The 24,107-nt window shown below is 71.5% G+C and carries 22 protein-coding genes and 2 pseudogenes; 9 read left to right on the top strand and 15 right to left on the bottom strand.

Annotated elements, in window-relative coordinates; genetic code table 11:
• Positions 1-131 precede the first annotated feature (131 nt).
• Together OOK07_RS22420 and OOK07_RS22425 are read left to right on the top strand one after the other, a co-directional pair.
• Positions 132-1,769, top strand: coding sequence for an eCIS core domain-containing protein (locus OOK07_RS22420; protein ID WP_266798138.1), 1,638 nt, complete (start codon positions 132-134; stop codon positions 1,767-1,769).
• Between the two features lie 399 nt (positions 1,770-2,168).
• Positions 2,169-2,402 (top strand): hypothetical protein, encoded by a 234-nt coding sequence (locus OOK07_RS22425; protein WP_266682557.1) that lies wholly within the window; start codon positions 2,169-2,171, stop codon positions 2,400-2,402.
• Positions 2,403-2,909: 507 nt separating this feature from the next.
• Here the strand turns inward: OOK07_RS22425 and OOK07_RS22430 are convergent.
• The 4 genes from OOK07_RS22430 to OOK07_RS22445 form a co-directional block, all read right to left on the bottom strand.
• Positions 2,910-5,045 (bottom strand): AAA family ATPase, encoded by a 2,136-nt coding sequence (locus OOK07_RS22430; RefSeq protein WP_266798140.1) that lies wholly within the window; start codon positions 5,043-5,045, stop codon positions 2,910-2,912.
• Positions 5,042-5,737, bottom strand: a complete 696-nt coding sequence (locus OOK07_RS22435) for a Pvc16 family protein (protein ID WP_266798142.1) — start codon at positions 5,735-5,737, stop codon at positions 5,042-5,044. Before OOK07_RS22435 ends, OOK07_RS22430 begins: the two co-directional genes overlap by 4 nt.
• Positions 5,734-8,892, bottom strand: coding sequence for a hypothetical protein (locus OOK07_RS22440; protein WP_266682560.1), 3,159 nt, complete (start codon positions 8,890-8,892; stop codon positions 5,734-5,736). Before OOK07_RS22440 ends, OOK07_RS22435 begins: the two co-directional genes overlap by 4 nt.
• 146 nt (positions 8,893-9,038) lie before the next feature.
• On the bottom strand, positions 9,039-9,704 hold the full coding sequence (locus OOK07_RS22445) for a helix-turn-helix transcriptional regulator (protein ID WP_266682561.1): 666 nt from the start codon (positions 9,702-9,704) through the stop codon (positions 9,039-9,041).
• Between the two features lie 249 nt (positions 9,705-9,953).
• Here OOK07_RS22445 and OOK07_RS22450 point away from each other — a divergent pair, with 249 nt between their 5' ends.
• The 3 genes and pseudogenes from OOK07_RS22450 to OOK07_RS22460 all read left to right on the top strand — a co-directional run bounded on the left by OOK07_RS22450 (position 9,954) and on the right by OOK07_RS22460 (position 12,587).
• Positions 9,954-11,234, top strand: a complete 1,281-nt coding sequence (locus tag OOK07_RS22450; RefSeq protein ID WP_323178122.1) for a COG1470 family protein — start codon at positions 9,954-9,956, stop codon at positions 11,232-11,234.
• 355 nt (positions 11,235-11,589) lie between these two features.
• A pseudogene (locus OOK07_RS22455) lies at positions 11,590-11,991 on the top strand (alpha/beta fold hydrolase); the annotation flags it as partial.
• A gap of 35 nt (positions 11,992-12,026) precedes the next feature.
• Positions 12,027-12,587: a CGNR zinc finger domain-containing protein gene (locus tag OOK07_RS22460; RefSeq protein WP_266682566.1), complete on the top strand. Its 561-nt coding sequence runs from the start codon at positions 12,027-12,029 to the stop codon at positions 12,585-12,587.
• A 132-nt stretch (positions 12,588-12,719) separates the two neighbouring features.
• Here OOK07_RS22460 and OOK07_RS22465 read toward each other — a convergent pair whose 3' ends face one another.
• The 8 genes from OOK07_RS22465 to OOK07_RS22505 form a co-directional block, all read right to left on the bottom strand.
• Complete coding sequence (locus tag OOK07_RS22465; RefSeq protein ID WP_323178125.1) at positions 12,720-12,893, bottom strand: hypothetical protein; 174 nt, start codon at positions 12,891-12,893, stop codon at positions 12,720-12,722.
• Positions 12,894-13,060: 167 nt separating this feature from the next.
• Complete coding sequence (locus tag OOK07_RS22475; RefSeq protein WP_266798144.1) at positions 13,061-13,363, bottom strand: SCO5918 family protein; 303 nt, start codon at positions 13,361-13,363, stop codon at positions 13,061-13,063.
• A 66-nt stretch (positions 13,364-13,429) separates the two neighbouring features.
• Positions 13,430-13,765 carry a CBS domain-containing protein gene (locus OOK07_RS22480; RefSeq protein WP_266802005.1) on the bottom strand — a complete coding sequence of 112 codons (336 nt, stop codon included), beginning with the start codon at positions 13,763-13,765 and terminating at the stop codon, positions 13,430-13,432.
• Between the two features lie 177 nt (positions 13,766-13,942).
• On the bottom strand, positions 13,943-15,412 hold the full coding sequence (locus OOK07_RS22485) for a DEAD/DEAH box helicase (RefSeq protein ID WP_266682568.1): 1,470 nt from the start codon (positions 15,410-15,412) through the stop codon (positions 13,943-13,945).
• A 169-nt stretch (positions 15,413-15,581) separates the two neighbouring features.
• Positions 15,582-15,785, bottom strand: a complete 204-nt coding sequence (locus OOK07_RS22490; RefSeq protein ID WP_007383480.1) for a cold-shock protein — start codon at positions 15,783-15,785, stop codon at positions 15,582-15,584.
• A gap of 283 nt (positions 15,786-16,068) precedes the next feature.
• On the bottom strand, positions 16,069-16,581 hold the full coding sequence (locus OOK07_RS22495) for a hypothetical protein (RefSeq protein ID WP_266798145.1): 513 nt from the start codon (positions 16,579-16,581) through the stop codon (positions 16,069-16,071).
• A 270-nt stretch (positions 16,582-16,851) separates the two neighbouring features.
• Positions 16,852-18,216, bottom strand: a complete 1,365-nt coding sequence (locus OOK07_RS22500) for a S53 family peptidase (RefSeq protein ID WP_266798147.1) — start codon at positions 18,214-18,216, stop codon at positions 16,852-16,854.
• 167 nt (positions 18,217-18,383) lie between these two features.
• Positions 18,384-19,751 carry a helix-turn-helix domain-containing protein gene (locus tag OOK07_RS22505; protein ID WP_266798149.1) on the bottom strand — a complete coding sequence of 456 codons (1,368 nt, stop codon included), beginning with the start codon at positions 19,749-19,751 and terminating at the stop codon, positions 18,384-18,386.
• 186 nt (positions 19,752-19,937) lie between these two features.
• Between OOK07_RS22505 and OOK07_RS22510 the strand changes: the two genes are divergently transcribed.
• From OOK07_RS22510 to OOK07_RS43725, 4 genes and pseudogenes are all read left to right on the top strand, one after another.
• Positions 19,938-20,669 carry a DUF4232 domain-containing protein gene (locus tag OOK07_RS22510; RefSeq protein WP_266798150.1) on the top strand — a complete coding sequence of 244 codons (732 nt, stop codon included), beginning with the start codon at positions 19,938-19,940 and terminating at the stop codon, positions 20,667-20,669.
• A gap of 54 nt (positions 20,670-20,723) precedes the next feature.
• Positions 20,724-20,894, top strand: a complete 171-nt coding sequence (locus OOK07_RS22515; RefSeq protein ID WP_266802332.1) for a hypothetical protein — start codon at positions 20,724-20,726, stop codon at positions 20,892-20,894.
• 19 nt (positions 20,895-20,913) lie between these two features.
• Complete coding sequence (locus OOK07_RS22520) at positions 20,914-22,281, top strand: phosphatase PAP2 family protein (RefSeq protein ID WP_266802006.1); 1,368 nt, start codon at positions 20,914-20,916, stop codon at positions 22,279-22,281.
• Positions 22,282-22,347: 66 nt separating this feature from the next.
• Positions 22,348-22,516, top strand: a pseudogene (locus tag OOK07_RS43725) (DUF4097 family beta strand repeat-containing protein); the annotation flags it as partial.
• Between the two features lie 273 nt (positions 22,517-22,789).
• Here OOK07_RS43725 and OOK07_RS22525 read toward each other — a convergent pair.
• The 3 genes from OOK07_RS22525 to OOK07_RS22535 form a co-directional block, all read right to left on the bottom strand.
• Positions 22,790-22,918 carry a hypothetical protein gene (locus OOK07_RS22525; protein WP_266683745.1) on the bottom strand — a complete coding sequence of 43 codons (129 nt, stop codon included), beginning with the start codon at positions 22,916-22,918 and terminating at the stop codon, positions 22,790-22,792.
• 127 nt (positions 22,919-23,045) lie between these two features.
• Positions 23,046-23,267 carry a CarD family transcriptional regulator gene (locus tag OOK07_RS22530; protein WP_266518301.1) on the bottom strand — a complete coding sequence of 74 codons (222 nt, stop codon included), beginning with the start codon at positions 23,265-23,267 and terminating at the stop codon, positions 23,046-23,048.
• Between the two features lie 76 nt (positions 23,268-23,343).
• A complete protein-coding gene (locus OOK07_RS22535) occupies positions 23,344-23,694 on the bottom strand; it encodes a MerR family transcriptional regulator (protein WP_266682574.1) in 351 nt (116 codons plus the stop codon).
• Positions 23,695-24,107 lie beyond the last annotated feature (413 nt).

A 24,107-nucleotide genomic window follows, 5' to 3' on the forward strand; every position in this document is an offset into this window, starting at 1 on the left:
GTACCTTCCGCACGGACCGTCCGGACACCGCCCACCTCTGCCCGCACACTGCCCGCGCGGACCTGGACGCCCGGTCAGCGCGCGCTGTCGACTGGAGCGGCAGGGGAAGCACGCCGACGAGGAGGCAGCGGATGCAGAGGTCCGGACGGCGTACCGAGGAGACCGAGGCCCAGCGGCAGCCGGTACGCGGCGCCGCCGCCCCGCAGGTGACGTCCTCGGCCGGCGCCGCCGTCCCTCCCCCGCTCACCGCCGACGTGTTGCGTGCGGCGCAGCGCGGCGCGGGCAACGCCGCGGTCACCGGCATGATCGCCCGCCGCGCCCGCACCGCGCCCGCCACCGAGGAGTTCGACACCGGGGTGCCCGAGGTCCTGAACTCGGGCGGCAAGCGGTTCGGCGGGCCGATCCGCCAGGAGATGGAGTCCCGCTTCAACGCCGACTTCTCCGACGTACGCCTGCACACCGGTGCGGCGGCCGCCCGCTCGGCCCGGGCGATCGGCGCCCGCGCCTACACCTCCGGCAGCCATGTCGTGATCGGCGCGGGTGGCGGCGACAAGCACACCCTCGCCCATGAACTCACCCACGTCGTCCAGCAGCGCAAGGGGCCGGTCGCCGGCACCGACAACGGCGCGGGGCTCAGGGTCAGCGATCCCGGCGACCGCTTCGAGCGCGAGGCCGAGGCCAACGCCCACCGGGTGCTGGCCGGGCCGGTTCCGGCGCAGACCGGCGAACCAGGGCACCCCACCGCTGCCGCAGACGCGTCCGCGGTCCAGCGGGCGGTCATCGTGGGCGGGGTCGAAGTCGCCGATCCGGCCCGTGTCATCGCGGACGCCGGACAGGGTCATCTCATCAGCGACACCGGCCAGTTGGTGCTGAGTTACGTGCCGAGACTGCCGGACGCGTCCCTCCGGGCGGAGGACGGCGAGGCCCTCGTCATCGAGGTCGAGCGCATCGCGGCGATGATCGACCTGATCCACTCCATCAACAGCAGCGGGATCCTGGGCCGCAGGACCATGTCCCAGGCGGGGATGGCCTTCACCGGTTCGAACGACGAGGGCGACCGCACGGCCCTCGCGGTGAACGTGCTCGACGCGCGCGGGGGCGGCTTGGCCGCGGGCATCCGGGGCGTGGTGAACGAGTCGCTGACGGCACGCGACCGGGGCAGTTTCAGCGTGGCCATGGAGCGGCCCGAAGACGACGACATGATCCTGGACGAGATGGCCTCGGACGTCTCCGGCGCCGCCTTGGACGAGTCGGAGCTCGCCGCGATCCGCGAGGCCGCGGAGGGCGACCAGTCCCTGATCCGCATGCTGGTCTCGGCCAAGGTGAACGACAAGAAGGGCACACTCCTCGCGGAGTCCCACAAGGCCACGGTGGCCCAGTACCGCGCCCTGCTCCAGGACCGGACCCAGAACACCGCGATGGCGATCATCGGCAGGCCCGGCGCCGATGTCCTCACCAAGGGCGCGCACCTGGGGTCCTACGAGTCCGACGTGCCGTCCGACCGGATCGCCCCCGGCGCGGGCGGGTTCACCTCCCTGGTGCTGCCCAGCTGGTTCGAGCCGTACGGGCCGCTGCTGATGACCCGGGACTGGCCGGCGGGCGTCGAGCTGAAGTTCGCCGGGAACCAGCAGATCACCGCGCACTACCGGGCCAAGGGCAACGACTATCCCGTCACCGTCGACGCACCGGACTACGCCCGCGAGATCGAGACCCAGTTGCGGAGGTTCCAGGTGATCGCCACCCACATCCTCAAGACCGCCGGCCTCTGAGGGATCCTCACGCGCTCACGGCCTCCGCCGGATACGCCACCAACTCGCCCGACTCCGCCGCCGGGACCGAGTCCAGCAGCCCGTCCGGCGACTCCGACATCGACATGTCCGACGGTTCCCGGCAGGCGTCGCCCGGACAGCCCTTCGCCACCATCCAGTACGGCTCACCGGGAAGCAGCTCGGACGGGGACTACGAGGACCGGATGACCACCGACCAGTAGTGCTTCGTCAGGCTCCTGAGCCCCGCGTGGGTTCCCGGGCGACCGCCGTGTCCGTCACCGCGTGCTCCGCTCCCACAGGCCGGCCGCCCGATGGTGCCACCGGACGGCTGGAGGTGCGATCTCCGGCTGCCAGGGCGACGCTGGCCGTGCAGCAGGGGCCATCGAAAGGGAGAAGACCATGACTGTCCGTACCTACGTCTCGACGACCGTGCGCAACGACCGTCTCGACGAGGTTCTCCACGCGCTGGAGAACGTGGACCCGAACGCGATCGTGGCATCCGTCACCCGGTCGGACGCTCCCGACGCCCTGGCCGGGGCATCGCTGACGCTGGCCGGCGACGTCCGTGAGGCGGTGAAGGAGCAGCTCGACGTGTTCCCGGATCTGGACTGCGAGATCGAGGTGAGGGAGTAAAAGCCCCGTGAGCCGGACGAGGCTCCGTGCAGTCGCGGTGACCATGCACAGGGTCACCGGACACGGAGCCGGTCGCCCTCGTCCCTGGAAGCGCCGGTCTTGACCAGGCGGCCGCCCCCCGTCTGACCGAACGGTGGCCGGCCGGCCTCATGGGGGGAGAGCAGCATCAGGGGGCGAGGGGCACGGCTGCGCCGATGAGGAGCGCCGGTAACGGCCGGGCGCCAGATCCAGGCGCCGGCGGCCACGGCCAGGCGGCCACGCCAGGCGGCCACGGCCGGGCGGCCACGGCGTGGCCGACGAGGTGGCCGCCTGGACCCTCTCGGAGTTCCGTGACCGCGTTCGCCGGCACGCCGAAGACAAGCGCGAGCGTCTTCCATGTGCGGAACACCGTGGGTTCCTGGCCGGCATCCGTCAGATGTCCCCGCTCCACGACAGATCTTCCCGCCCCACGCCCGCATCACGGATCCGAGCACGGAGCGGTCGCTCGATCGACCGGACAGGTCCTGACTAAGCCCCGGTGGCCTCCGCCAGGTACGGCCCGAACTCGCCTTCCAGGACCAGCCGCCCGAGCTTGCGGTACTCCTGGGCGATCGCCGTCACCAGCTGGCGCATGGCGAGCGGTGCGCCCGACTCCGCCGCCAGGTACGCCGCCGTCACCGCGCACGCCCGGATCGAGCCGCCGGCGAGTTCGAAGCGGTCCGCGCAGAAGGTGAGGTCCAGGTCGGCGGCCCGGGGCAGCCGTTCGCCCAGGCAGCGCTCCCACAGGGCGAGGCGCTGGCCGGCGTCGGGTACCGGGAAGTCGGCGACCACGTCCAGCCGGCGGGTGAACGCATCGTCCAGGTTGGCCCGCAGGTTGGTGGTGAGCACCGCGATCCCGTCGAACGACTCCATGCGCTGCAGCAGGTACGCCGACTCGATGTTGGCGTGCCGGTCGTGCGCGTCCTTCACCTCCGAGCGCTTGCCGAAGATCGCGTCGGCCTCGTCGAAGAGCAGCACCGCGTTGACCGCCGACGCCTCGGTGAAGATCCGCTCCAGGTTCTTCTCGGTCTCACCCACGTACTTGTCCACAACTGTGGACAGGTCCACCACGTACAGGTCCATGCCGAGGTCCGCCGCGACGACCTCGGCGGACATGGTCTTGCCGGTGCCCGACTCACCCGCGAAGAGTGCGATCACGCCGCGGCCCCGGCCGCCCCCTGGCCGCATCCCCCACTGCCCGAGCACCTGTTCGCGATGGCGGGCGCGCAGCGCGAGTTCGCGCAGCCGCCGGTGGGTGTGCGGCGGCAGCACCAGGTCGTCCCAGGCGACCCCCGGCTCCACCCGGCGGGCGAGCCGGTCGAGCCCCGCGCCGTTCTGGGCCCGCACGGCGCCGCGCAGATCGTCGGCGAGGACCGGGCGGCCCGCGAGGGCGGCCGTGCGCACAGCGACGTCTGCGGCACGGTGCAACTGCCCGGCGTCCAGGCGATGCGCGGCGACCGCACGGGCGAGAGCCTCCATGTCGCCGCTCACCAAGCCACGGGTGCCATCGGCAGAGCGGACGTCGTCGGCGCCGTCGTCGGCACCGGCACCCGCGGCCCGGGCCAGGGCGTGCCGCCAGCGGGCGGCCTGCCGTTCCGGGGAGGGCGCGGGGACGGTCAGGACCACGGGGGTGTCGGCCGCCCACAGGGGGTCCCAACCGAGGGTGCCGTGCGCGAACAGCGGGATCCCGCGCAGTGCCGTGCACAGCGCGCCCAGTGTGCGGGCCCGTTCGGCGGGTTCGGCGGGCAGTGCTTCCAGCGGCCCGAGGACGACACCGGCACCGGTCAGCCGGGCTTCGAGCGCCACCACCCGGGCGAGCGCCGGTACGTCGCCGGAGCGCCGGGCGAGTGCCGCCGCGTCCAGGACCAGGGGGCGCAGCCCGGCCGCGCGCAGGGCCGCGACGGCCAGCCCCCCGGCGTCACCGCCGCGGCTGCGCAGCTGGACCAGGCCGGCACCGGTGCCGGCCGCGGCCGCCGCCCGGTGGACCTCCGCCGTCTCGGCGGTCGGGTCCTCGCGGGCCTCGCCGAGCACCCCGGCGAGCCGGGCGTCGGGCTGCGTGCTGCCCAGGAGATGCCCGGTGACCCGGTCGGGGACGGTCAGCACCCGGGACAGCGGGGGCCGTTCGGCTTCGGTGACCTCCACCAGGCCGCCCGCGACCAGCGGCGCCGCGGGGGCCAGCCGGAACCGGCCGGACGCCGCCCCGGCGAGCCCGCACAGCTCCAGGGCGAGCCCGACCGTGGGCCGACGACGTGTCAGGTCGTCGTTGAGATAGCCGTAGAGCCGTTCGAACCGTGCGTCCACGTCGGGTGCCATCGCAACCAGGAGCAGGTCCAGGTCCAGGGAGGACAGGGCGAACCGTGCGGCGAGAGCGCCGAGGACGGAGCCGGCCGGGGGCTGCCAGGGCTGCTGCTCGGGCACGCCGAGCCCGCCCGGCTCGTCCAGGATGCGGGCCGCCGCCTCGGGCGTGAGGTACTGGCCGCGGTAGGGGTCGTCGGGATCGGGATCACCCGCGCGCCGCAGCGCCACCGCGAGCCGCACCCGTTCCTCGACGGCGCGCAGCCGCAGCCACAGATGCTCTTCGGTACCGGTGGGCGAGACCGTCACGGCTTCCGCTGTCCGGGTCACGGCTGCCGGTCCCCCCTGCGGCGGCGCCTGGCCGGTGGCGGACGGTCGCGGGGGCCCGCGTAGCCGCTCGCGCCCGGGTCGCTCGTCTCCGTGTAACGCAGCCGGCGGCCCTGTTCCGGGTCCTCGGTGCGCGGGGTGGCGCGTACGACGAGGCCCTCGGTGACCGGAGGCGCGGTGGCCTTGGTGATGCCGGCCAGCGGTGCCGTGACCCGCACGTTGAGGGAGGCCTTCAGCTCGCCGCCCATCGCCGACCACACGTCGGAGGCGGTCGGCGCGTCACCGGATCCGGCGGTGTCAAGCCCCACGGTCAGGCCGAGTTCGGCGAGCGTGCCGCTGAGCAGCCGCGCGGGCAGGGTGTCGGCGGACACCAGCGTGCCGAGCACCTGCGAGAGCAGCCGGTGTTCGTCCTGCGGGCGGGTCGCCCACGCCGTGACCAGGTACGTCAGCTCGAACCAGCGCGGCGGGGTGCGCCGCGCCACGAGGTGGCCGTCCTCGTCGTACACCTCCCCGGAGCCGCTGCCGCGCCGGACGGCGTCCTCGCGGATGTCGTACAGGAAGACGCAGACCGTCGGGGCGCTGCGGCGCGCCGCCCAGTCCCGGGTGGGGGCGTCGAAGACCACGTCGACACCCGACGCCTCCAGGCCGGACTCGCCGAGCAGCCGGCGCAGCCCCTCGTCGACCTCGTGGATCACCGGCGGGTCACCTCGTCCGGCGGCTGCACACTGCCGGTGACCACCAGGAAGTCGGTCGTCACCGGGGAGAAGCCGGGGCCCTTGGCGGTGATGATCCGCGGCCCGGTCTGGTCCTTGGCGAGAATGAGCAACTGGCCGATGAACGTGCCGTCCCGCAGCGGAACCGTCGGCGCCGCCGCCGCGGTGATCCCCGGCTTCCAGCTGAACCGCACCGGCACGCCCGGCGGGAAGTCCTTGCCGCGCACCGAGGTGACGAAGCCGGGCTTGCCGATCGGCGGCACCGCGACGATGCGCGGCTGAAGGATGCGCAGCCGCTGCCGGGTGCTGTTGTCGCTCTTGTCGGCGTCCGTCCCCGTGGTGGTGAGCCGGCCGGTGACGTGACCGGTCAGCGCCTTGTCGGGGGACAGGACGACCCGGACGACGGTGCTCGCGCCCTGGTCGAGGTCGGGCAGCGCGCACACCCAGGCCTTGTCGCAGCCCTCCGGCGGCCCGTTGTCCGGGATGCCCTTGGGCAGGCCGATGTGCAGCCGCAGCCCGGTCGCCAGCGCGTTGCGCCCGTTGCGCACGGTGTACGTCACCACGACACGCCCGCCGACGTAGCCGGGGTTGGGCTGGGCCGTGACCTTGACGCCGGGCCCGGCGTCGGGCGCGGGCGGCTGCGGGGGAACGGTGGGCGGCGGGACGGGGGTCGGCGGGGGCGTGGCCGCGCGCACCGGCACCACGGTCTGGCCCGTGTTGTCGCTGGGCTGCGGATCCAGGACCGTGCCGGTGACCGTCCAGCCGACCGGCTGGTCGCCCGCGGTGAGCCCGGTGAGGGTGACGCTCACCGTGACGGTGGTGCCGGGCTGCACCACGCCGACGTTGCACTGCAGGGAGGCGGCGTCGCAGGTGCCCCCGGGCCAGGTCACCTTGGTGACCTGCACGCCGGCCGGCGGGGCGATGGTCAGGGTGGTGCCGGGGGAGGCGGCTGGGCCGTTGTTCACGAGGCCGACCCGGACGGTGGTGGACTTGCCGACGGTGACGTCGGGGGTGGTGCCGGGCGCCTGGACCGCGAGGTTCACGGACTGCTGGACGCTGGGCTCCTTCTGCCGGCCCGCCAGCCCCGAGGTGAGCGGCGTGAGAGCACCGGAGCCGACGTCCAACAGGCTCAGCTTCTCGGGGCTGTTGGACGCCACGGCGGCACGCGAGCTGATCACCAGGCCCTTGCCGTCGGCCGTCCAGGCGGCGTCGCGCGGCTGGAACGGGCCGGTGACGGAGGTGTCCGGCAGCTGCCGGCCGCAGGCACCGGGCAGGCCGCGGGCGGCCGCGGGGGTCAGCACCCGGCAGTCGTCGCCCGAGACGGAGGTGAGGAGGATCCCGTCGCGCTCGTCGACCTGGCCGCCGCCGCTCTTGCGGTTGAAGGCGATGCTCAGGCCGTCCGGGGAGAACGCCGGACTGTCGTCGATGACCGCGCAGTCGCCCGGGCAGATCGTGGCGCTCAGGTCGCGCTGCTGGTCCAGGTGGTTCACGGGCACGGTCCAGATGTGCTTGTTGCCGCCGTTCCCGCCGATCACCTCGTTGCGGGTGAAGGCAAGGGTGGTGCCGTCGGAGGACCAGGTGGGCTGGGCGTCGCCGCCCGTCTGCTGCCCGGCCGGCGGGGTGACCTGGCCGGTGATCGCGCCGGTGGCCGCGTCGGCGATGAGGATGCGGCTGGGACCCGCCGCGTCACCGACACCGCCCGGCGAAGTCCGGGTGAAGGCAAGGTACTTGCCGTCCGGGGACAGCGTCGGGTCGGTGTCCCAGTCGGTCGCGCCGCGTCCCGCGAGCGGCATCGGCGCCGCGTTGGAGCCGTCGGCGTCCACCGTCCAGATCCGCTCGATCCGCTGGCCGGCCGCGTTGTTCTCGAAGCGTGTGACGACGATCCGGTGGCCGTCGGGCGTGTAGTTCTGCCGCTCGGTCCACGGGTCGAACCCGGCCGCGGGCTGGAACAGCGGGTCCTTGGCGGGATCGGTGTTGGTGTCGGCCGCCGGATCCTCGTTGAGGATCGGCAGCCCCAGGTCGCGTGGGTCGGACCCGTCCGCCCGGACGTCCTGCAGCGTCACCACGTGCGCGCCGGAGTGGTCCTTGTCGGGGGCTGCCGCCGTGGTGCGCTCCACCACCACGCCGCCGCCGTTGACCGGGCCGAGCCAGGTGGGCGAGAGGACCTTCCGGTCCTCGTTGAGCACCAGCCCGGGTTCCTGGCCGGAGTGCGCGGTCGAAGTGAACACGTGGTCGTAGTCGCCCTCGCACGTACAGGTGATCTCGGGGCTCAGGAACACCAGCCCGTCCCCGTCGGGCTTCCACGCCGCCCCGTGGGCACGCCAGTTCGCGTACGTGCCTCCGAACAGCGGCTCGTCGCTCGTCCCGTTCGTGATCCGCAGCCGGGGCACGGACGTCCCGTCGACGGTGGTGGTGGCGGTGTACGCGATCCAGTCCCGGTTCACGTCGTCGTTCACCGGGTTCCACGCGGGTTCGCCGGCCGTGCCGTTGGCGGGGGAGGTGATCAGGGTGGCGGTGCCGCCCGTCAGGGCCCGTACATAGATCTGCTGTCCGACCAGCGGATTGCTGTCACTGGAGTACGCCAGGCGCTGCCCGTCGGGGGAGACCGTCGGGCACTCCTCGTTCGCGGGGGTGTCGGTGAGCCGCGTCAGACCCGTGCCGTCGGTGCGCACCAGCCACAGGTCGCGCTGCGTCCCGCCGCCCAGGCCGGCGGATTCGGCCGCGTCGAACACCACGGACTGCCCGTCCGGTGTCAGCCGGGGGTGCGCCGCGTCCATGCCACTGGTGAGACGCCGTACGGAACCGTCGGCGGCCCGCAGATAGACCTGCGGGGTCTTCTCGTCGCGGAGGCTCGCGAACACCATCTGGTCGCCGAGCGCGGACGGCTGCACGTCGTAGTGGGCCGGGCCCGCACCGAACAGCGGGGTGCTGGAGGTGGTGGTGGCGACCGTGCCCAGGCTGCGGTGCCCGGTGCCGGCGTACGCGACCCGGGTCTCGGTGGCACCGGCCGCCCGCGGGGCGGACGCGGCGCTGCCCTGTCCGGAGGCCGCCGTCACCCCGAGCAGCGGGATCAGCAGCAGCAACGACGTTCCGAGTCTCCCCAGGCGGTACCGCCCGCCGGGGTCAGCCGTTCCCATCGCGGTCCCCTTCGCAGTCAGGTGCGGCCGCTGCATGTGCCCATCCGGACCGCCTCCGCCACTCTGCACCGGCCGTGCGCGGTGCGGCAGGGCGGCGGGTCCGTACCCGGGGGAAGCGCGCGGTGCGCTTTCGGGCAATGGCGGTGTCATATAAGGCCGTTGCGCAGGGCGTAGCCCACCGCGTGGGCCCGGTTGCGCAGTTGGAGCCGGGTGATGATCTCGTGCAGGACGTTCTTGACGGTCCGTTCCGAGTACGCGGTCTTGCGGGCGATCTCCGATGTGTCCAGGCCCTCCGACACCAGGCGCAGCATGTCCGCCTCGCGCGTGGTCAGCGTGGACAGGGACAGCCCGCGCGGGTCGAGCGCCGAACGCTGGAGGCTGCCCACATGACTGAGCAGCTTGCCCAGCAGATCGCCGGGGAGCACGCCCTCGCCGTTGGCCACCGCCAGGACCAGGTTCAGCAGTTGGTCGTGATCGGCCTCGGAACGCCGCAGCACCGCCGCCACACCGCACTCGATGACGCGTTGCAGCCCGCCGGAACCGAGGGTGCCGACCACCAGACCGGTGCGCGTGTCGGTGTTGATCCGCAGCCGGTCCAGCAGGGCGGCCACGTCGTCGTCGACGGTGTCCACCACCACGAGCGACACCTGGGCCTGCCTCGTGTCGCTCTCGTCGAGCAGTTCGACCTCGGGGCGCTGGCGCAGCTGATGGACGATACCGACGCGCAGGACCGGGTCGCCGGCGTACACGCTCACGGTCACCCGGCTCTCACGTCCGGGCGAGCTCTTCTCCTGTGCACTTGCACTGGGCATGGGGAGGTACCTGTTCCATGGGTTCGTGGGGGTGGGGCGCAGGGGCGTGGTAACCACACGGCGGTGCGCGGGAGGCGGCGGGCGACACTAACGGCCCGCCGTTACGGGGGAGTTGACGATGGCCGTCCGGGCATCGAGGCTGCCCGGACCTTGCCCTCGCGTTCCTCGCGGCGTCCCCGGGTGTGTTTCTACGGTGGTGGCGTGACGCCTTCCGCAGCCTCTTCCGGTCCCGGTGCGCCCGGCCTCGACATCCCGGCCGTGACGGTGGCGCCGGGGGACACCGCCACCACGACTCTGACCGTCCGCAACGACAGCGACATCGTCGAGGCGTACAGCCTGGAGGTCGTCGGGGACTGCGCCCCCTGGACCACCGTGGAACCCGCGCGGGTCTCGCTCTATCCCGGCACCTCCGAAACGGTGACGCTCCGTCTGGAGCCGCCGCGCTCGCACGAGATACGGGCCGGCGAGCTGCCGCTCGGCGTGCGGATCCTGCCGACCGAGCACCCCGAGACCGTGCGGGTCCTCGAAACGACCGTGCACATCGAGGAGTTCCACGAGCTGCGCACCGAACTGGCCCCGCGCCGCCGGCGCGGCTGGCTGCGCGGCCGCTACCGGCTGGCCGTCCAGAACCAGGGCAACACCCCGGTGCAGGTGGGCTTCACCCCCGGCCAGGCCGGCGAGGAGCTGGCGTTCGCCTTCACTCCGGCGAAGCCGAAGCTGGAGCCCGGCGAGTCGGCGGAGATCGGGCTGCGCGTGCGCACCGGCAAGCCGGTGTGGTTCGGCGCCCCGGTGGTCTGGCCGTTCACCGTGGACACCGCCGAGGACGGCGAGCAGGAGGAGCCCAGGCCCTACGAGAGTGCCGTACGGGCGCCGCTGGAAGCCGAGTTCGTCCAGATCCCGGTCTTCCCCAAGTGGCTCCTCGCGCTGCTCGCCGCGCTCCTCGCGCTGCTGATCGCCTGGTTCCTGCTGGTCAGGCCCGCGGTGCGCAGCGCTGCGAAGGACGCGGCCGACGAGGCGGTCCAGGCACGTCCCACGCCCGCCGGACAGCAGACTCCGGGCAACAGCGGTTCCGGCGGCGCCGGTTCGCCCAGTCCCGGCGGCCAGGGGTCGGGCGGATCGTCCGGAGCGGGCGGCGACGGCGGCGGCACGGGCGGTGGCGGCACCGGCGGCGGTCAGCAGAGCTCGCAGACCATCGACGTGCAGTCGGCGAGCGGCCAGACCAAGCCCGGCACCTACGTGGTTCCGAAGGACAATGTCTTCGAAGTGACGGACATCGTCGTCGCCAACTTCCAAGGCGACGAAGGGCTGTTGACGATCTCCTTCGGCGATCGCAAGATCACCACGATCGCCATGGAGACCTTCCGTAACCAGGACTACCACTGGGTGACCCCCATCAAGATCCCCGAGGGCGATGCCGTGTCCATCGAGGTGACCTGCAACAAGCCGGGCACGCCGGCCACCGGCCGTCGGGCGAAGGGCTGCCACGAGGTCCTGAACGTGAGCGGTGTGCTCCGCAGCACCAAGCAATGAATCGAACTCTCCACTTCCGGGCCATTGTTGATCGGCAAAGGTGCCGTATGCAAAGAGTTCGATCTCTCGCGACCGGATCCGTCCGGAAAACGTCAACACCGGTCTGAAAACCTCGTCCCGCCGTCAGGCGGGCGGAGTGCATGAACCCCGGGTCCCATGGGCCCGGGGTTTTTTGCTGCCCCGTCCCCGTCTCCGTCACTGGTCAAAGAGGCGCTGCAAGGCGCACTGAATCCCGGATAGGCAGGGGCAGGCGGTTGTCGCGTCAATTATCGTCACCGTCTCGACTGGTGACGTCCCTCATGTGAGAGTCAGTCATCGCACCAGCCGGTGCGGCAGGGACGCGTGGAGGATTCGCATGATCGACAGGCGTGGCTTCGGCAAGGTCCTGGGAGTGGGCACGGGTGCCACCGCCCTTTCGGTGGCCGGTCTGCAGGGCGCCTCCGCGGCGCAGACCGTCCCCACGGCCGACGCCGCGACAGTCCCCGCGGCCGTCCCCGCGACCGCATCCGGCGGGCGCACCGGATCTCCGCGGCTGAAGCAGATCAGGGCCGGGCCGCTGGACGTCGGCTACGCCGAACTGGGCCCGGCCCACGGCCCGGCGGCCATCTGCCTGCACGGCTGGCCTTACGACATCCACAGTTACGTCGATGTCGCCCCGCTGCTGGCGGCACAGGGGTACCGGGTGATCGTCCCGTACCTGCGCGGTCACGGCACGACGCGCTTCCTCTCCGACCGGACGTTCCGCAACGCCCAGCAGTGTCGCTCACAGGCATCACCTGTCAGGATGGTGACGTGAATTTCGATCATGTCTTCGTCTGCGGAAACCCGGCGCTGGACTTCGCCGCCACACTCCGAGCGCGCCGTACGGTCCGCTTCGAGATGTTCGCGACGCCGGACAGACTGAACGCCTGGTATGTGGAGTCCGGCCTCGTCGACGCGGTCTCCCCCGGCCAGGAGGCCGACGTCGAGCAGGCGACGACCGTAAGGGAAGCCGTGTACCGGCTGGTCACCGCCCGGCGGCTCGGCGAGGAGTGCGACGGGGCGGCGCTGACCGTCGTGAACAACGCGGCGCGCAGGCCGTCCGCGGTGCCGCAGCTCACCCCGTCGGGGCGATGGACGCAGGCGACGCCGGAAGAGGCCCTCTCCATGGTCGCGCGCCACGCCGTCGAGCTCCTGAGCGGACCGGACGTGCCCCTGCTCAAGGAGTGCGGCAACCCCGAGTGCACCCGCACCTACATCGACCGTTCGCGGGGCACGCGCCGGCAGTGGTGCGGGATGGAGTCCTGCGGCAACAAGATCAAGGCGGCCGCCTACCGCGCCCGCAAGAAGACCGCGCCCGCGGCGGCCCGCTGACCTGCCGGGGCCGCCGCCCCGCCGGCCCCGTACCGCACTGTCCGACACCGCCCTGTTCGACCGTCGTCGCGCGGAGGTGGCCGAGGCCGGTGTCGAGCGCCGCCCTGAGGTGGGCCGAGTCGCCCGTGGACATCATGATCGCCACGCCTCCCGGACGCCGGCCGGCAGCGCGGCGGCCGTCCGGTCCACAGGAAGAGCCGGTGACACCAGGCCGTTGGTCCGCAGGGCGCGCATGCCCCGCACGGGCTGCTCCTGCCACTGGCTGAAGGGCACCCCGGCCGGTGGCACCGGCTCACCCGACGCCATCGCGCACACCGTGGTCCGGCCGGCCGGAGACGAGGCGGCCTTCGCGCACGGCACGGTGGTCGACGCGGACGGTGGTCGACGTGGACGGCGGCCGGACGGGCGTCGCGGTCATCGCCGCCCAGCCCGTCAGGGGCCAGGGGCGAGCCGAGCGCACCGCGCGGTCCGGCTCACTCCCAGTTGACGCCCGTCACCTGCCACGGCGCGGGCTGTTCGGCGTGCGCGGCCGGCGGGGCGGGCGGGGCGTCATGACAGGTGAAGCCGAGCCGGGTCAGCGCCCTGCGCACCTCGCCCACGGTGAAGTCGCGACGGTTCTGCCGGGTGATGACCTCGCCGACCTGCATGACGGGGAAGGTACGGCGGCCGATGGTCACGGACACTCCCGTGACGGCTTCGGGCTTGATGCCCTCCATCGAGTGCTCCACCTCGAACTTGGTGAAGTCGAAGGGAAAACGGGCGATGACGCAGCGCATGTTGCCTCCACGGGGTTGAGAGGGAAACGCCGGAGCGGGCCGACGCGGTGCGGGCGGTCAGTCGGTTCAGAAAAGGAGAGCGAGGACGCCCAGGGCGCAGCCGTGCTCGTCGACCACGGGGGACACGTCCAGGGTCCGTACCCGCATGGCGGTCTCCGCGTCGCCGAGCGTGGCCGCGGACGAGGTGAACGGCCCCCGGTCGTACGGGATGTCCCGCAGCCGGGTCCGGTCGCGGTACCACGAGCCACCGCGGTGGGCGTCGAGCTGGGCCCGGGTGACCAGGCCCCCGCACCGGCCGTCCTCGTCCCGCAGCAGCAGATGTGCGACGCGGGCACCGTCGAGAACGGACAGCGCGACGTCGACCGCCATGTGGTCGTCGACCTGCAGTCCCGGCGCGTCCATGGCGTCAACGGCCGTCAGGCGGGTGCCGTCGGACTCGACGGCCGGAAGGGGAGACAGCGTTCGGGCGGGCGTCAATGGCTTCTCCTCAGCGAACAAGTGTGCGTCGGGGTATGCATGACGACGGGATGGCTGAACCAGCCGGCTCGGCCGACTGGTTCATCCGAACGACGACTGGCGTTACGCCTTCGAGCTCGGCGGGAACCTGCGGCGGCCGCTCCGGGCGGGCCGCCCGTCCCGCCCGCGACCGGCGGACCGGGCGCGCGCCGGCGGATCGGCGACCGGGACGGTGAGCACGACGGGCGACCCGGAAGGAGTCCTGGCTCCGGTGATACGGCTCAGTTCGGCCTCGCCCGACCGGGTCCGGGTGGTCCGCGCGGTTATCCCGGCGTCGTCCAGCAGCCGGGCCATCGCGCGGCGCTGGTGGGGCAGGACCAGGGTGACGACGGTGCCGGACGCGCCGGCACGGGCGGTACGGCCGCCGCGGTGCAGATAGTCCTTGTGGTCACCGGGCGGGTCGAAGTTGACGACGAGGTCGAGGTCGTCGACATGGATGCCGCGGGCCGCGACATTGGTGGCGACCAGCGCCGTGACATGGCCGTCCTTGAACTGGGCCAGGGTCCGGTTGCGCTGCGACTGGGACTTGCCGCCGTGCAGGGACGCCGCGCGCACTCCGACCGCCAGCAGCTTCTTGGCCAGCCGGTCCGCCGCGTGCTTGGTGTCGAGGAACATGATCACCCGGCCCTCGCGGGCGGCGATCTCGGTCGCGGTGGCGTGCTTGTCCTCGTCCTCGATGTGCAGCACGTGGTGGTCCATCGTGGTGACCGCGCCCGCGGCGGGGTCGACGGAGTGGACGACGGGGTCGTGCAGGTAGTTCCGCACCAGCCGGTCGACGTTACGGTCCAGGGTGGCCGAGAACAGCAGCCGCTGACCGTCGGGACGCACCAGGTCGAGCAGGGCGGTGACCTGCGGCAGGAAGCCCATGTCGGCCATCTGGTCGGCCTCGTCGAGGACGGTGACGGAGACCTGGTCCAGCTGGCAGTCGCCCCGGACGATGAGGTCCTTGAGCCGTCCCGGTGTGGCCACGACGACCTCGGCTCCGCCACGGAGCGCGCTCGCCTGGCGGCCGATCGACAGACCGCCGACCACGGTGGCCAGCCGCAGGCGCAGCGCCCGGGCGTAGGGGGTGAGGGCGTCGGTGACCTGCTGGGCCAGTTCCCGGGTGGGCACGAGGACGAGTGCCAACGGCCGTCGGGGCTCGGCCCGTTGGTCTGCGATACGGGCCAGCAGGGCGAGGCCGAAGGCGAGTGTCTTGCCCGAACCGGTACGCCCGCGGCCCAGAACGTCCCGGCCGGCCAGCGAGTTGGGCAGCGTCGCCCCCTGGATGGGGAACGGCACGGTCACGCCCTCGGCGTGCAGGGCGGCCAGCAGCGGCTCGGGCAGGTCGAGGTCGGCGAACGCCTCGACGGCCGGCAGCGCAGGGGTGACGGTGACCGGCGCCGCGAACTCCTCGCGGGGCCCGGCCGGACGGCTGTTCTTACGACCGCTGCTCCGGCCGGCCTCGGCGGGACGGGAACGAGCGTTTCGGCGCGCCGGTTTCTGCCGGGGGAGGTGTGAGGAGCCGTCACTGGTGCGGCCGGTGCGGTTCATGCAGGCCCTTCCTCGATGCGGCACGTATCGAGGAAGTCCCGCAGAGCGGCCGACGGCCGCACCGGGATTCGCAAGAATGAGCCTGCCGTGGGTCGACGGGAGATAGCAATGAATCGGGGCCCGCACCCTGGGTGCGGGCCCCGATCACGTAGAACGCGACGCGTCGGCGTCAGGCAGGAACGATGTTCTCGGCCTGCGGGCCCTTCTGACCCTGCGTGACGTCGAAGGTAACCTTCTGGCCCTCCTGAAGCTCACGGAAGCCGGAGGTGGCGATGTTCGAGTAGTGGGCGAACACGTCAGCGCCGCCACCATCCTGCTCGATGAAGCCAAAACCCTTTTCCGCGTTGAACCACTTCACGGTGCCAGATGCCATATTGAATCTCCCTTTGGGGCAGTTAACCGGAGTCCGCACCTTGCAGGCCCCGGAGTCGCCGCGATGATCGCCCCTCCGGAAAAATCCGGAAAGCTCCGGAAACAAGAAAAGGTGCTCGTCGACGCAAGTCGGTTGAGCACCCAATTTCTGATGTCTCTGGTAACCAAAACTGCAACTTTTATCACGGTATCACAGGTCGGGCCGTACGCCCCAGGATTTTTTGCGTGGCCGCCTGCCGTGTCGGTGAGTCCCCCGGTCGGCGGGCGGCCGTCCCGGTGACGGCTCAGCCGAAGAGGGCCACCCGCGGCTGCACCGTGCCCGTGGCCTGCGGGCCGATGACGGTGAGGCGGTAGACCTCGGTCAGGGTCTCGTCCGCGTGCAGGGTGCGCCGGGCGGCCGAGAGATCGGTGAACAGCGTGCCGGTCTGGGTGCCGACCCGTACGGCTTCCCAGCAGCCGTCCGCCGTGCGGCGCTCCAGCGTGATGTCCGACGGTGCCAGGAACGGTCCCGCGTCCTGAGACTCCACCAGGAGCTGCGGGGCGACCGTCCGGTCCGCTGTCGCGTCATTGCGGTAGGTGAGCGTGAACTCGTGCTGCTCGCCGGCGGCCGGCAGCGGGCTCGTCGCCAGGTTCACGAAGCCGGTGGGCGCGGCGGATGCGTGCACCCGCGAAGACGGGGACGCTCCCGCGACCGCCGGCCGGGCGGCCGCCATGGCGGGGCCCGCCGTGGCCAGACCCGAGAGTGCCACGAGGAGGGCCACGGAAGCGAGCGTGAGACAGCTGTTCTTCGAGGGCATGTTCGCCGATCCTTCGGGTTCGCTCGGATGAACCGGCCTGCCCCGCAAGGCTGTCGGCCCGGAACATTACCCAGGCTACGCAGCGCGGCCCGGACCGGCGGGACGGGTCCCGCCTCGTCGGCACACGGTCTTCACATGTGCAAGCGGATCGGGTCGCTGTGCAACCTCTGTGCAGGCGGACAGGGCGCCTCGGAGAGCGTGGACGGCCCGGGTGCGGGACCCGGGCCGTCCACGTGGCGTCAGACGTGTCCGTCAGCTGTGCCGGACGGGTCAGCCGTGGTGGCTCGCCCTGGCGAGGGCCGGGACGAAGCGCAGGGCGTCGATGGTGCCGACGCCGGTGGCGAGGTCGTAGCCGTTCACGGCCTTGTAGCCGGTGACGTGTTCGTAGCTGTTGTCGGTGCCGTCGTTGACGTCGACGACGCCGTTGCTCTTGGCGTGGTGGGCGGCGAGGTCGTACAGGGCCTTGTGGATGTTGCCCACCCGGTGGCCGGCCGCCTGGTCGGCGAGCGCGACGATGCCCGCGAAGATCGGGGTGGCCTCGCTAGTGCCGCCGGTGACGTCCCAGCCGACAGCGGTCGGGTCGTAGCTGGAGTAGATCCACGCGCCGCCGTTGACCGCGGCGGTCATGGAGATGTCCGGGGTGCCGCGGCGGGTGCCGACGACGCCCTTCACACCGTTCTGGAAGGACGGGCGGGTGAAGACGTGGGACTGGCCGCCACCGCCGGAGCCGTAGTCGTTGTAGACGCTGTCCGGCTTGACGCGGTCGCCCTTGTCGTTCAGGTGCAGCTGGGTGCCTCCGACCGAGGTGACCAACGGGTCCGCGGAGGGCCAGGAGTTGACCCGCTTCTTGTAGTACGTCTTGCCGTCCGCCTGGAGGTCGGTCGCGCCGCCGTCACCGGACGCGGCCAGCACGGTCACCTTCTTGCGGTCCGCGTCCTGGAAGGCGTACCGCAGCTTCTTGATGCTGGAGAAGTCGCCCTGGTCGAAGCCGGGGAAGGTGTTCTCCGTGGCGCCGAAGCTCTGGCTGATGACGTCGCCGACGTTGTGGTCGATCAGGTACTTCTCGGCGTCCATCATCTCCGGCAGACCGGTGGTGCCCTCGGTTTCGGAGACCGCCGTCTCCACCAGGACGATCTTGGCGGCGGGTGCCACGGCGTGCGCCAGCTCGACGTCCAGGGTGGTCTCGCCGGCCCAGCCGGTCATGTCGGAGTTCTTGGGGTCGAAGGCGGGCACATGCCCCCACTTGACCACGTTCACCTTGGTGCTGGGCAGACCGAACTGGCTGCTGTAGACGTCGAGATCGTGCTGCACGGTCGGGGAGCCGTACGAGTCGACGATGACGATGGTGCGGCCCTTGCCCGTGACGCCCTTGCGGTAAAGGGCGTTCAGGTCGTACGCCTTGCGGTACTGGAGCGGGTTGTAGCAGTTGATCTGCCACTTGGCCTGGCACTGCTCGCTCGTCAGCGGGCTGCTCACGCTGTGCGCCAGGCCGTGCCCGGCGACGGCCGGTACTGCCAGGGTGCGCGGTACGGCGGCGGATACGACGGCAGGTGCGGCGGTCGTCAGTGCGGTGACCGCGAGGGCGGCGACGGCAGTGGCGGCCGCGATCCCCCGACCGGTACGGGCTATGTGCATGTATCCCTCTGTGGTTCGGAGTCTCACGAAGTGGCCGCGGTCTCACTGAAGTGATCGCGACAGAGTGGTCTCCGGCATCCCATCGAATAGGGCATGGACAGGACAAGGCCGTTGAAGGGACGATGCCGAACCCTTTACCCCGCGATTGGTCGCCCGAGGTCCTCGGATCAGTTCCCCCGTGCGATCCACTCGCCGCCGCCCAGCGGGTAGTCGTAACCCGGGCGGCCCGCGTCGGCGCTCGTGCGGAAGGGTGCGCCGTTGTTGTCGATGCGGACCGTGCCGTGGCGGCTGCCGCTGGACCAGTCCAGGGTGAGGTCCCAGCGGACGTCGTGCGCCGTGGTGTGCGCGGTGACGTAGAAGACCTCCGGGTCGGACTCGCTGACCTTGTACGGGAAGTCGCGCTGGCCGTTCTTGACGGTGACCGTGGGGCTGCCGCCGTCGAGGCCGATGTCGAACGACTTGGTGCCGACGCCGCCACCGCAGCCGACACCCATCGAGTAGTCGTTCCAGGCGAGGGGCGCGCCCTTGGTGAGGACGCGGACGTGCAACGCGCCCAGGACGACGGTGTCCTCACCCGTGCCCTGGACCGTGAGGGCGACCCGCTGTTCGCCCGAGGACACCGCCCCGTACGCGGCGGCCCAGCGCGGAGCGTCCTGCTCGCTCGCCGGCGGGCCGACCTGCTCCGGTTCGCTGTCGACGAGGAAGTGCTGGCTGCACGGATCGTCGTAGACGTAGGGACGGGTGCCGACGGTGAGCGGGACGGCGCCGCCGGCGCCGTCGTCGGTGGTCCGGGCCCCGCCCTGGTTGCCGTCGCCCCCGGAACCGGCCGTCGCGGCAGGGGAGTTGGAGACCGATGCGGACGGCTTGCGTCCGCTGCCGCTCGGAGACGGCGTGACGGAGGGCTTTCCGCTTTCGGCGCTCCCGCCGTTCCCGGTGGTGCCGGTGATCGGCGCCTTGGCGGTGTCCCCGGTGTCCCCGACACCCGTCGGACGCAGGGCGAACACGACGGTTCCCAGCGCGGCGACCACCGCGAGGGAGGCGATCAGCGCGGTACGGCGACGACGGAGCCAAGCGGCACGAGGGGGCGGCGCGAACTCGCCCGGCATGTCGACGACAACCGGCTTACCGGACCCGTCCTCGCCCTCATCTTCGACCTTGCCCTTGCCCCTGCCCTCGTCCTCGTCCTCGCCCCGCCCAGGTCCCGCCGCAACGGCTGAACCGTCCGAACCGGCTCCCCGCGCCGAACCCGTCGCCGCAACCTGATCCGCCCGCTGCCCGCGTGCCGCGTCCGCCAGGATCCAGCGGCGGTGCAGCTCCACCAGCTCCTGCGGTGTCGCCCGGCAGACCCTGGCGAGGCGCTCCACCGGTGCGTACTCGACCGGCACGGCGGTGCCGTTGCAATAGCGGTGCACCGTCGACGTACTCATGTGCAGGCGCTTGGCAAGCGCCCCGTAGCTCAGTCCCGAGCGGTCCTTGAGCTCCCGCAGCAGCCGCGCGAACGCCTCCGCCTGCCCGGCCTCCGTCGCCCCTGACACCCGTTCCCCTCATCCCCGTATTCCAGTGGCGCGTTCCAGAACCACTGCTTTCGCCCTGGTCAGAGGGCGCTTCGGCGTTCCAGCGTCCCCAACTGCCCGCCATGTGTGGCAGTTGGGACGGATCGCCTCACAAGCTTCGGTCATCCAATCACCACCGCAACCCGAACACCGAAGGGGTACGACCACGTGTCCAGCCACCGCATCTCCCGCACCCGTCTCGCCGCCGCCGCGGCGACCACCGTTCTCGCCGCGCTCTCCCTGACCGCGTGCAACGACGGAACAGGCGCCCACGACGAGGGCGGCGGGGCGAGCACCTCCACGAGCGTCTCCTCCGGTGCCCCGTCGCCGAGCTCCAGCTCCCCTTCGTCCTCGGACGCGTCGGGCTCCTCGAACTCCTCGGGTTCGTCGGGTTCCTCCGACGCCAGGCCCGGCGCCGGCTCACGGTCCACCGCACACACCTCCGCACCGAAGGCGCCCGCCTCCTCCGGCAAGCCGGTCACCTGCGAGGGTTCCAACACCAAGACGGTCGCGGCCCCGTTGACCCGCCCCGTGAACCACATGCTGCTCACGGTGACCAACACCGGCAGCAGGAGCTGCTTCCTCTACGGCTATCCGGCCGTCCGTTTCGGCGAGGCCCAGGCCGTGCCTCCGGTCATCGAGGAGTCGCAGCCGCAGGCCGTCGTCACCCTGAAGCCCGGCGAGTCCGGGTATGCGTCCGTGAGCCTGTCCGCCACCGACGGCAGCGGCTCGAACGGCCACACCGTGAAGTCCCTGGCCGTCTACTTCCACGGCCGCTCCGGCAACGAGAGCGTCGGCGCGGGAGCCCACCCGTCGCTGCCCGCGAAGGGCGCCTACGTCGACGACTCGCTCAAGGTCACGTACTGGCAGCAGTCGATGGACGACGCCATCAACTGGTGATGACGGCCGCGGAACCACCCATGACCGGCGAACTCCCCGCACGGCTCCGCTAGCATGTTCGAACTCGCGATGAACGTCACCCATCGTCCACTGTTCACCGGGAACCATGGCATTTACCGCGATGAGCACCTCCATTCCATCGGCATCCTGAAAATCGGCCAAACAATTGAGACCTACGGCGCCGCGGTTTTTTACGCGAACAAAGTGCAGGACTACGGGCTCTGAGCGGGGCAGGCCACTGGCGATACGCTGGGCCGCGGCGGGTGCTGTGGCCCTCGGATTCCTTGTCGCGTTGGAAATCGTCGCGCGCCGCTACGGCCTGCCGGGGCCGATAACCAGTCAGGCGCGGGAGCTGATATTCCTGCCCAAATCGGGCTTCGTGCTGTACGCCGGTCTGGCGCTGATGATGGTGGTGCTCACCCGGCGGGAACGCTTCGTCGCGGCCGGTGCCGCGATCGGGATCGACGCCGCCCTCCTGTTGGTGCGTTGGGCGGCCGGCGCCAGGTTGACCGGCGGCCACCCCTTCGGCAACGGCGCCCTGTGGGTGATCTGCGGCTGTGCGGTCATAGCCGTCACGCGCCGCACCGGCCGCGAACGTGTCCTGCTGCTGAAGGGCGTCGGGCTGAGTCTGCTGCTGATAGCCGGCCGCAAGACCGGTGACACCTGGCTCCTGATCACGTCGAAGTCCCGCCCGGTGGTGCTCGACCAGTACATGGAGAACGCCGACCACGCGCTGGGCAATCCGTCGTGGCTGGTGGGCCGGGCTCTCACGGCCACCGGCCCGATCGGTGCCCATCTCCTCAACTTCGTCTACGGCCAGCTTCCGGTGGCCGCGGTCGTGGTCGCGCTGTACCAGCTGCGCCGTGTGGCGGTCGAGCGCCGCTTCCCCGGCCACCATCTGGTGCGCACCTTTCTGGTGATCGGCCTCCTCGGACCGGCCATCTACATGATCTTTCCGGTGGTCGGCCCGATCTACGCCTACGGAGCCGGGAACGCGCACTGGGCGGCCGACCACCTGTGGCTTCCCACGCAGCCCACCGGGCAGTGGGCGGTGGCCAACCTGTGGCCGGACGTGGTGCCGCCGATCCATTCCCCGCAGGGGATGCCGTTCGACCGGATCACCCCGCGCAACTGCATGCCCAGCCTGCACACGGCGTGGGCCACCACGATCTTTGTGCACTCCAGGAAGGGCCCACGGGTTCTGCGCTACGCCGGCACGTTCTGGCTGGTCGCCACGCTCGCCGCAACGCTGGGGTTCGGCTACCACTACGGCGCGGATCTCGTGGCCGGAGTGGTGTTCGCGCTGACCATCGAGGCGGCCGTGCAGGCACTCGACCGCGGCTGGGACCGGTCGGCAGTCCGGCTGGTCGCTCACGGCACGACGGTATTCGTCGCGCTGTTGCTGTCCTATCGCTTTCTGTCGATGGAGATGGCCCGCCATCCGTGGGTCTTCGGACCGCTTCTCCTTCTGGCGATGGCCTCCGTGATCCACCGCTTCGTGCGGTACACCACCCTGCAGCAACCGAAGCCGGCGCCGGCACCGGCACATGTGCCCGTGCCGGCGCCCTCGCCGGCCCCGTCGCCGTCCCCCACCTCCTCCACCGGAGGATGAAGCGGCACCGCAGACGGTCGACACCCCGCACCGATCGCCACCGTCCTGGACATCCCCGCGGGACGCATGCGGTTCATCGCCGCAGACCGGGCCGACACCACGGCCGAGGTCCCGCCCGCGGACGCCTCCAGGAGCCGCGACGTGAAGGGCGGCGGAGCAGATCGAGGCCGCTTACGGCGAAGGCGTCCTGCGGATCGAGGCCCCGTCCGCGAAGAACCGGATCCTCGGCGACTCCGCGCAGCCCTCACCGGGCAGACCGACCGAGCGGATCGTCTGCCTCGGTGCCTCTGGCCATGCCGGCACCGGCCGCTCCGTCATCCTGCGCCGCCACGTCTTCGCCAAGCGCCGCGGGACCGCACGTCCCCTGCAATCCCGGAAAACGACCGCGCCGCCCGTCCTGCCTGCGGCACAGCGGGCGGTGCTGTCCCCGGGAGTCCGGTCGCCCGGCCGAGGCGGTCGCCGAAGTCCTCCGCGCGGCCGCCGCGGCCTCGGCATGGCCGTCGGACCGCTAGGCCGCCCTGGGCCGTGCCGCTCGCCTGCGCGGGGCGGGGTCCTGTGCCTCCTCGGGCAGCGAGGTCTCGTCCTCGTACTCCCCGAAGTCGGGGGCCTGGAAGGGGCTCGTGGTCGGGGGCGGCAAAGCCGTGGCGGAGCAGCGGGGCTGCTCCTCCGGAGCGGAGAACAGCGAGGTGGGGTCGATGAGGGGGTCTGCCTTTCGTTACAGGTCCCCGAAGGGGCCTGGCGTGCCGTGACCGGGCACAACGGTTCTACAGCTTGGTCATTTTGGTGTACGGACTCAAGATCCGCATCCTGGCCGAGCCGAAATCCACGAGCACCGCGATTCCGTCCTCGATGCCGAGGACCCGGCCGAGGCCGTGCATGTCGTGGGTGACCTGGTCGCCCACCGCGAAGTGCTTGGGGGTGGGTGCGACCGGCGCCTTGAAGGGGCTGGTGGGCAGATGGCGCTTCGGTGCAGCGTGCCTTGTCATTGCCCCCAGTATGCGCCCACGTCCAACCGGGTCTTCCGCTCACTCGGCAAAGACCGGACCACCCGAGCCCACGCGATCAGCTCGAACCGGGACCGGACAGGCCGGACGCCTTGTTCGCGGCACGGCGGTACTCGGCGTTGATGCGCTGAGCTTCCTCGAGCTGGTCCTCGAGGATGACGATGCGGCACGCGGCCTCGACCGGGGTTCCCCTGTCGACGAGCTCGCGGGCGCGAGCGGCGATCCGCAACTGGTAGCGGGAGTACCGGCGATGCCCGCCCTCCGACCGCAGCGGAGTGATCAGCCGGGCCTCGCCGATGGCTCGGAGGAAGCCGGGGGTGGTGCCGAGCATTTCGGCGGCCCGGCCCATGGTGTACGCGGGGTAGTCGTCGTCATCCAGACGATCGCCGAGCGGAGTATCTGCTGCCATGTCACCTCGTTGTGCAACGCGTCGAGGGGCCCGGATGCCGTACGGCACCAGGGCCCCGAAGGGAATTCAACACCATCCGTCGGCCCTCATGCTGTGCCGACCTTCTGTTTCCGCTACCCGGCCCGCAAGGGGCAGGTGTGCGGGGATCGCAACTGCGTGAGCGGTCCTCCGTCCTTCCTGAACCAACTTGGTGAACGGGTACTGCGGTCCCACTGGACCGTGCCAACGCGAAGAAGGCTAATCGTCACGGGATGCAATGTCTACTCTGGCAAGAGTAGATTTTGGCGATCTGAAGTCGTAGGCGTCTTGTGGCCTGGGGGTTTTGCCGGGCAGCGCGACGCGGGCACACAACAGTGAGGGCCCTGCCGACGCGCGTCGGCAGGGCCCTCACCGGGTCCTGGATGGCGGTTTCC

The sequence above is a fragment of the Streptomyces sp. NBC_00078 genome (genome assembly GCF_026343335.1).
In the GTDB taxonomy this organism is placed as follows: domain Bacteria; phylum Actinomycetota; class Actinomycetes; order Streptomycetales; family Streptomycetaceae; genus Streptomyces.

Bases quoted from the DNA above. Each gene is read 5' to 3' on its own strand.
- OOK07_RS22535 (WP_266682574.1), bottom strand. From the start codon at position 23,694: ATGGCAGCAGATACTCCGCTCGGCGATCGTCTGGATGACGACGACTAC.
- OOK07_RS22440 (WP_266682560.1), bottom strand. From the start codon at position 8,892: ATGGGAACGGCTGACCCCGGCGGGCGGTACCGCCTGGGGAGACTCGGA.
- OOK07_RS22425 (WP_266682557.1), top strand. From the start codon at position 2,169: ATGACTGTCCGTACCTACGTCTCGACGACCGTGCGCAACGACCGTCTC.
- OOK07_RS22480 (WP_266802005.1), bottom strand. From the start codon at position 13,765: ATGGACGCGCCGGGACTGCAGGTCGACGACCACATGGCGGTCGACGTC.
- OOK07_RS22495 (WP_266798145.1), bottom strand. From the start codon at position 16,581: ATGCCCTCGAAGAACAGCTGTCTCACGCTCGCTTCCGTGGCCCTCCTC.
- OOK07_RS22515 (WP_266802332.1), top strand. From the start codon at position 20,724: ATGTTCGAACTCGCGATGAACGTCACCCATCGTCCACTGTTCACCGGG.
- OOK07_RS22500 (WP_266798147.1), bottom strand. From the start codon at position 18,216: ATGCACATAGCCCGTACCGGTCGGGGGATCGCGGCCGCCACTGCCGTC.
- OOK07_RS22485 (WP_266682568.1), bottom strand. From the start codon at position 15,412: ATGAACCGCACCGGCCGCACCAGTGACGGCTCCTCACACCTCCCCCGG.
- OOK07_RS22530 (WP_266518301.1), bottom strand. From the start codon at position 23,267: ATGACAAGGCACGCTGCACCGAAGCGCCATCTGCCCACCAGCCCCTTC.
- OOK07_RS22475 (WP_266798144.1), bottom strand. From the start codon at position 13,363: ATGCGCTGCGTCATCGCCCGTTTTCCCTTCGACTTCACCAAGTTCGAG.
- OOK07_RS22465 (WP_323178125.1), bottom strand. From the start codon at position 12,893: ATGGCGTCGGGTGAGCCGGTGCCACCGGCCGGGGTGCCCTTCAGCCAG.
- OOK07_RS22490 (WP_007383480.1), bottom strand. From the start codon at position 15,785: ATGGCATCTGGCACCGTGAAGTGGTTCAACGCGGAAAAGGGTTTTGGC.
- OOK07_RS22445 (WP_266682561.1), bottom strand. From the start codon at position 9,704: ATGCCCAGTGCAAGTGCACAGGAGAAGAGCTCGCCCGGACGTGAGAGC.
- OOK07_RS22420 (WP_266798138.1), top strand. From the start codon at position 132: ATGCAGAGGTCCGGACGGCGTACCGAGGAGACCGAGGCCCAGCGGCAG.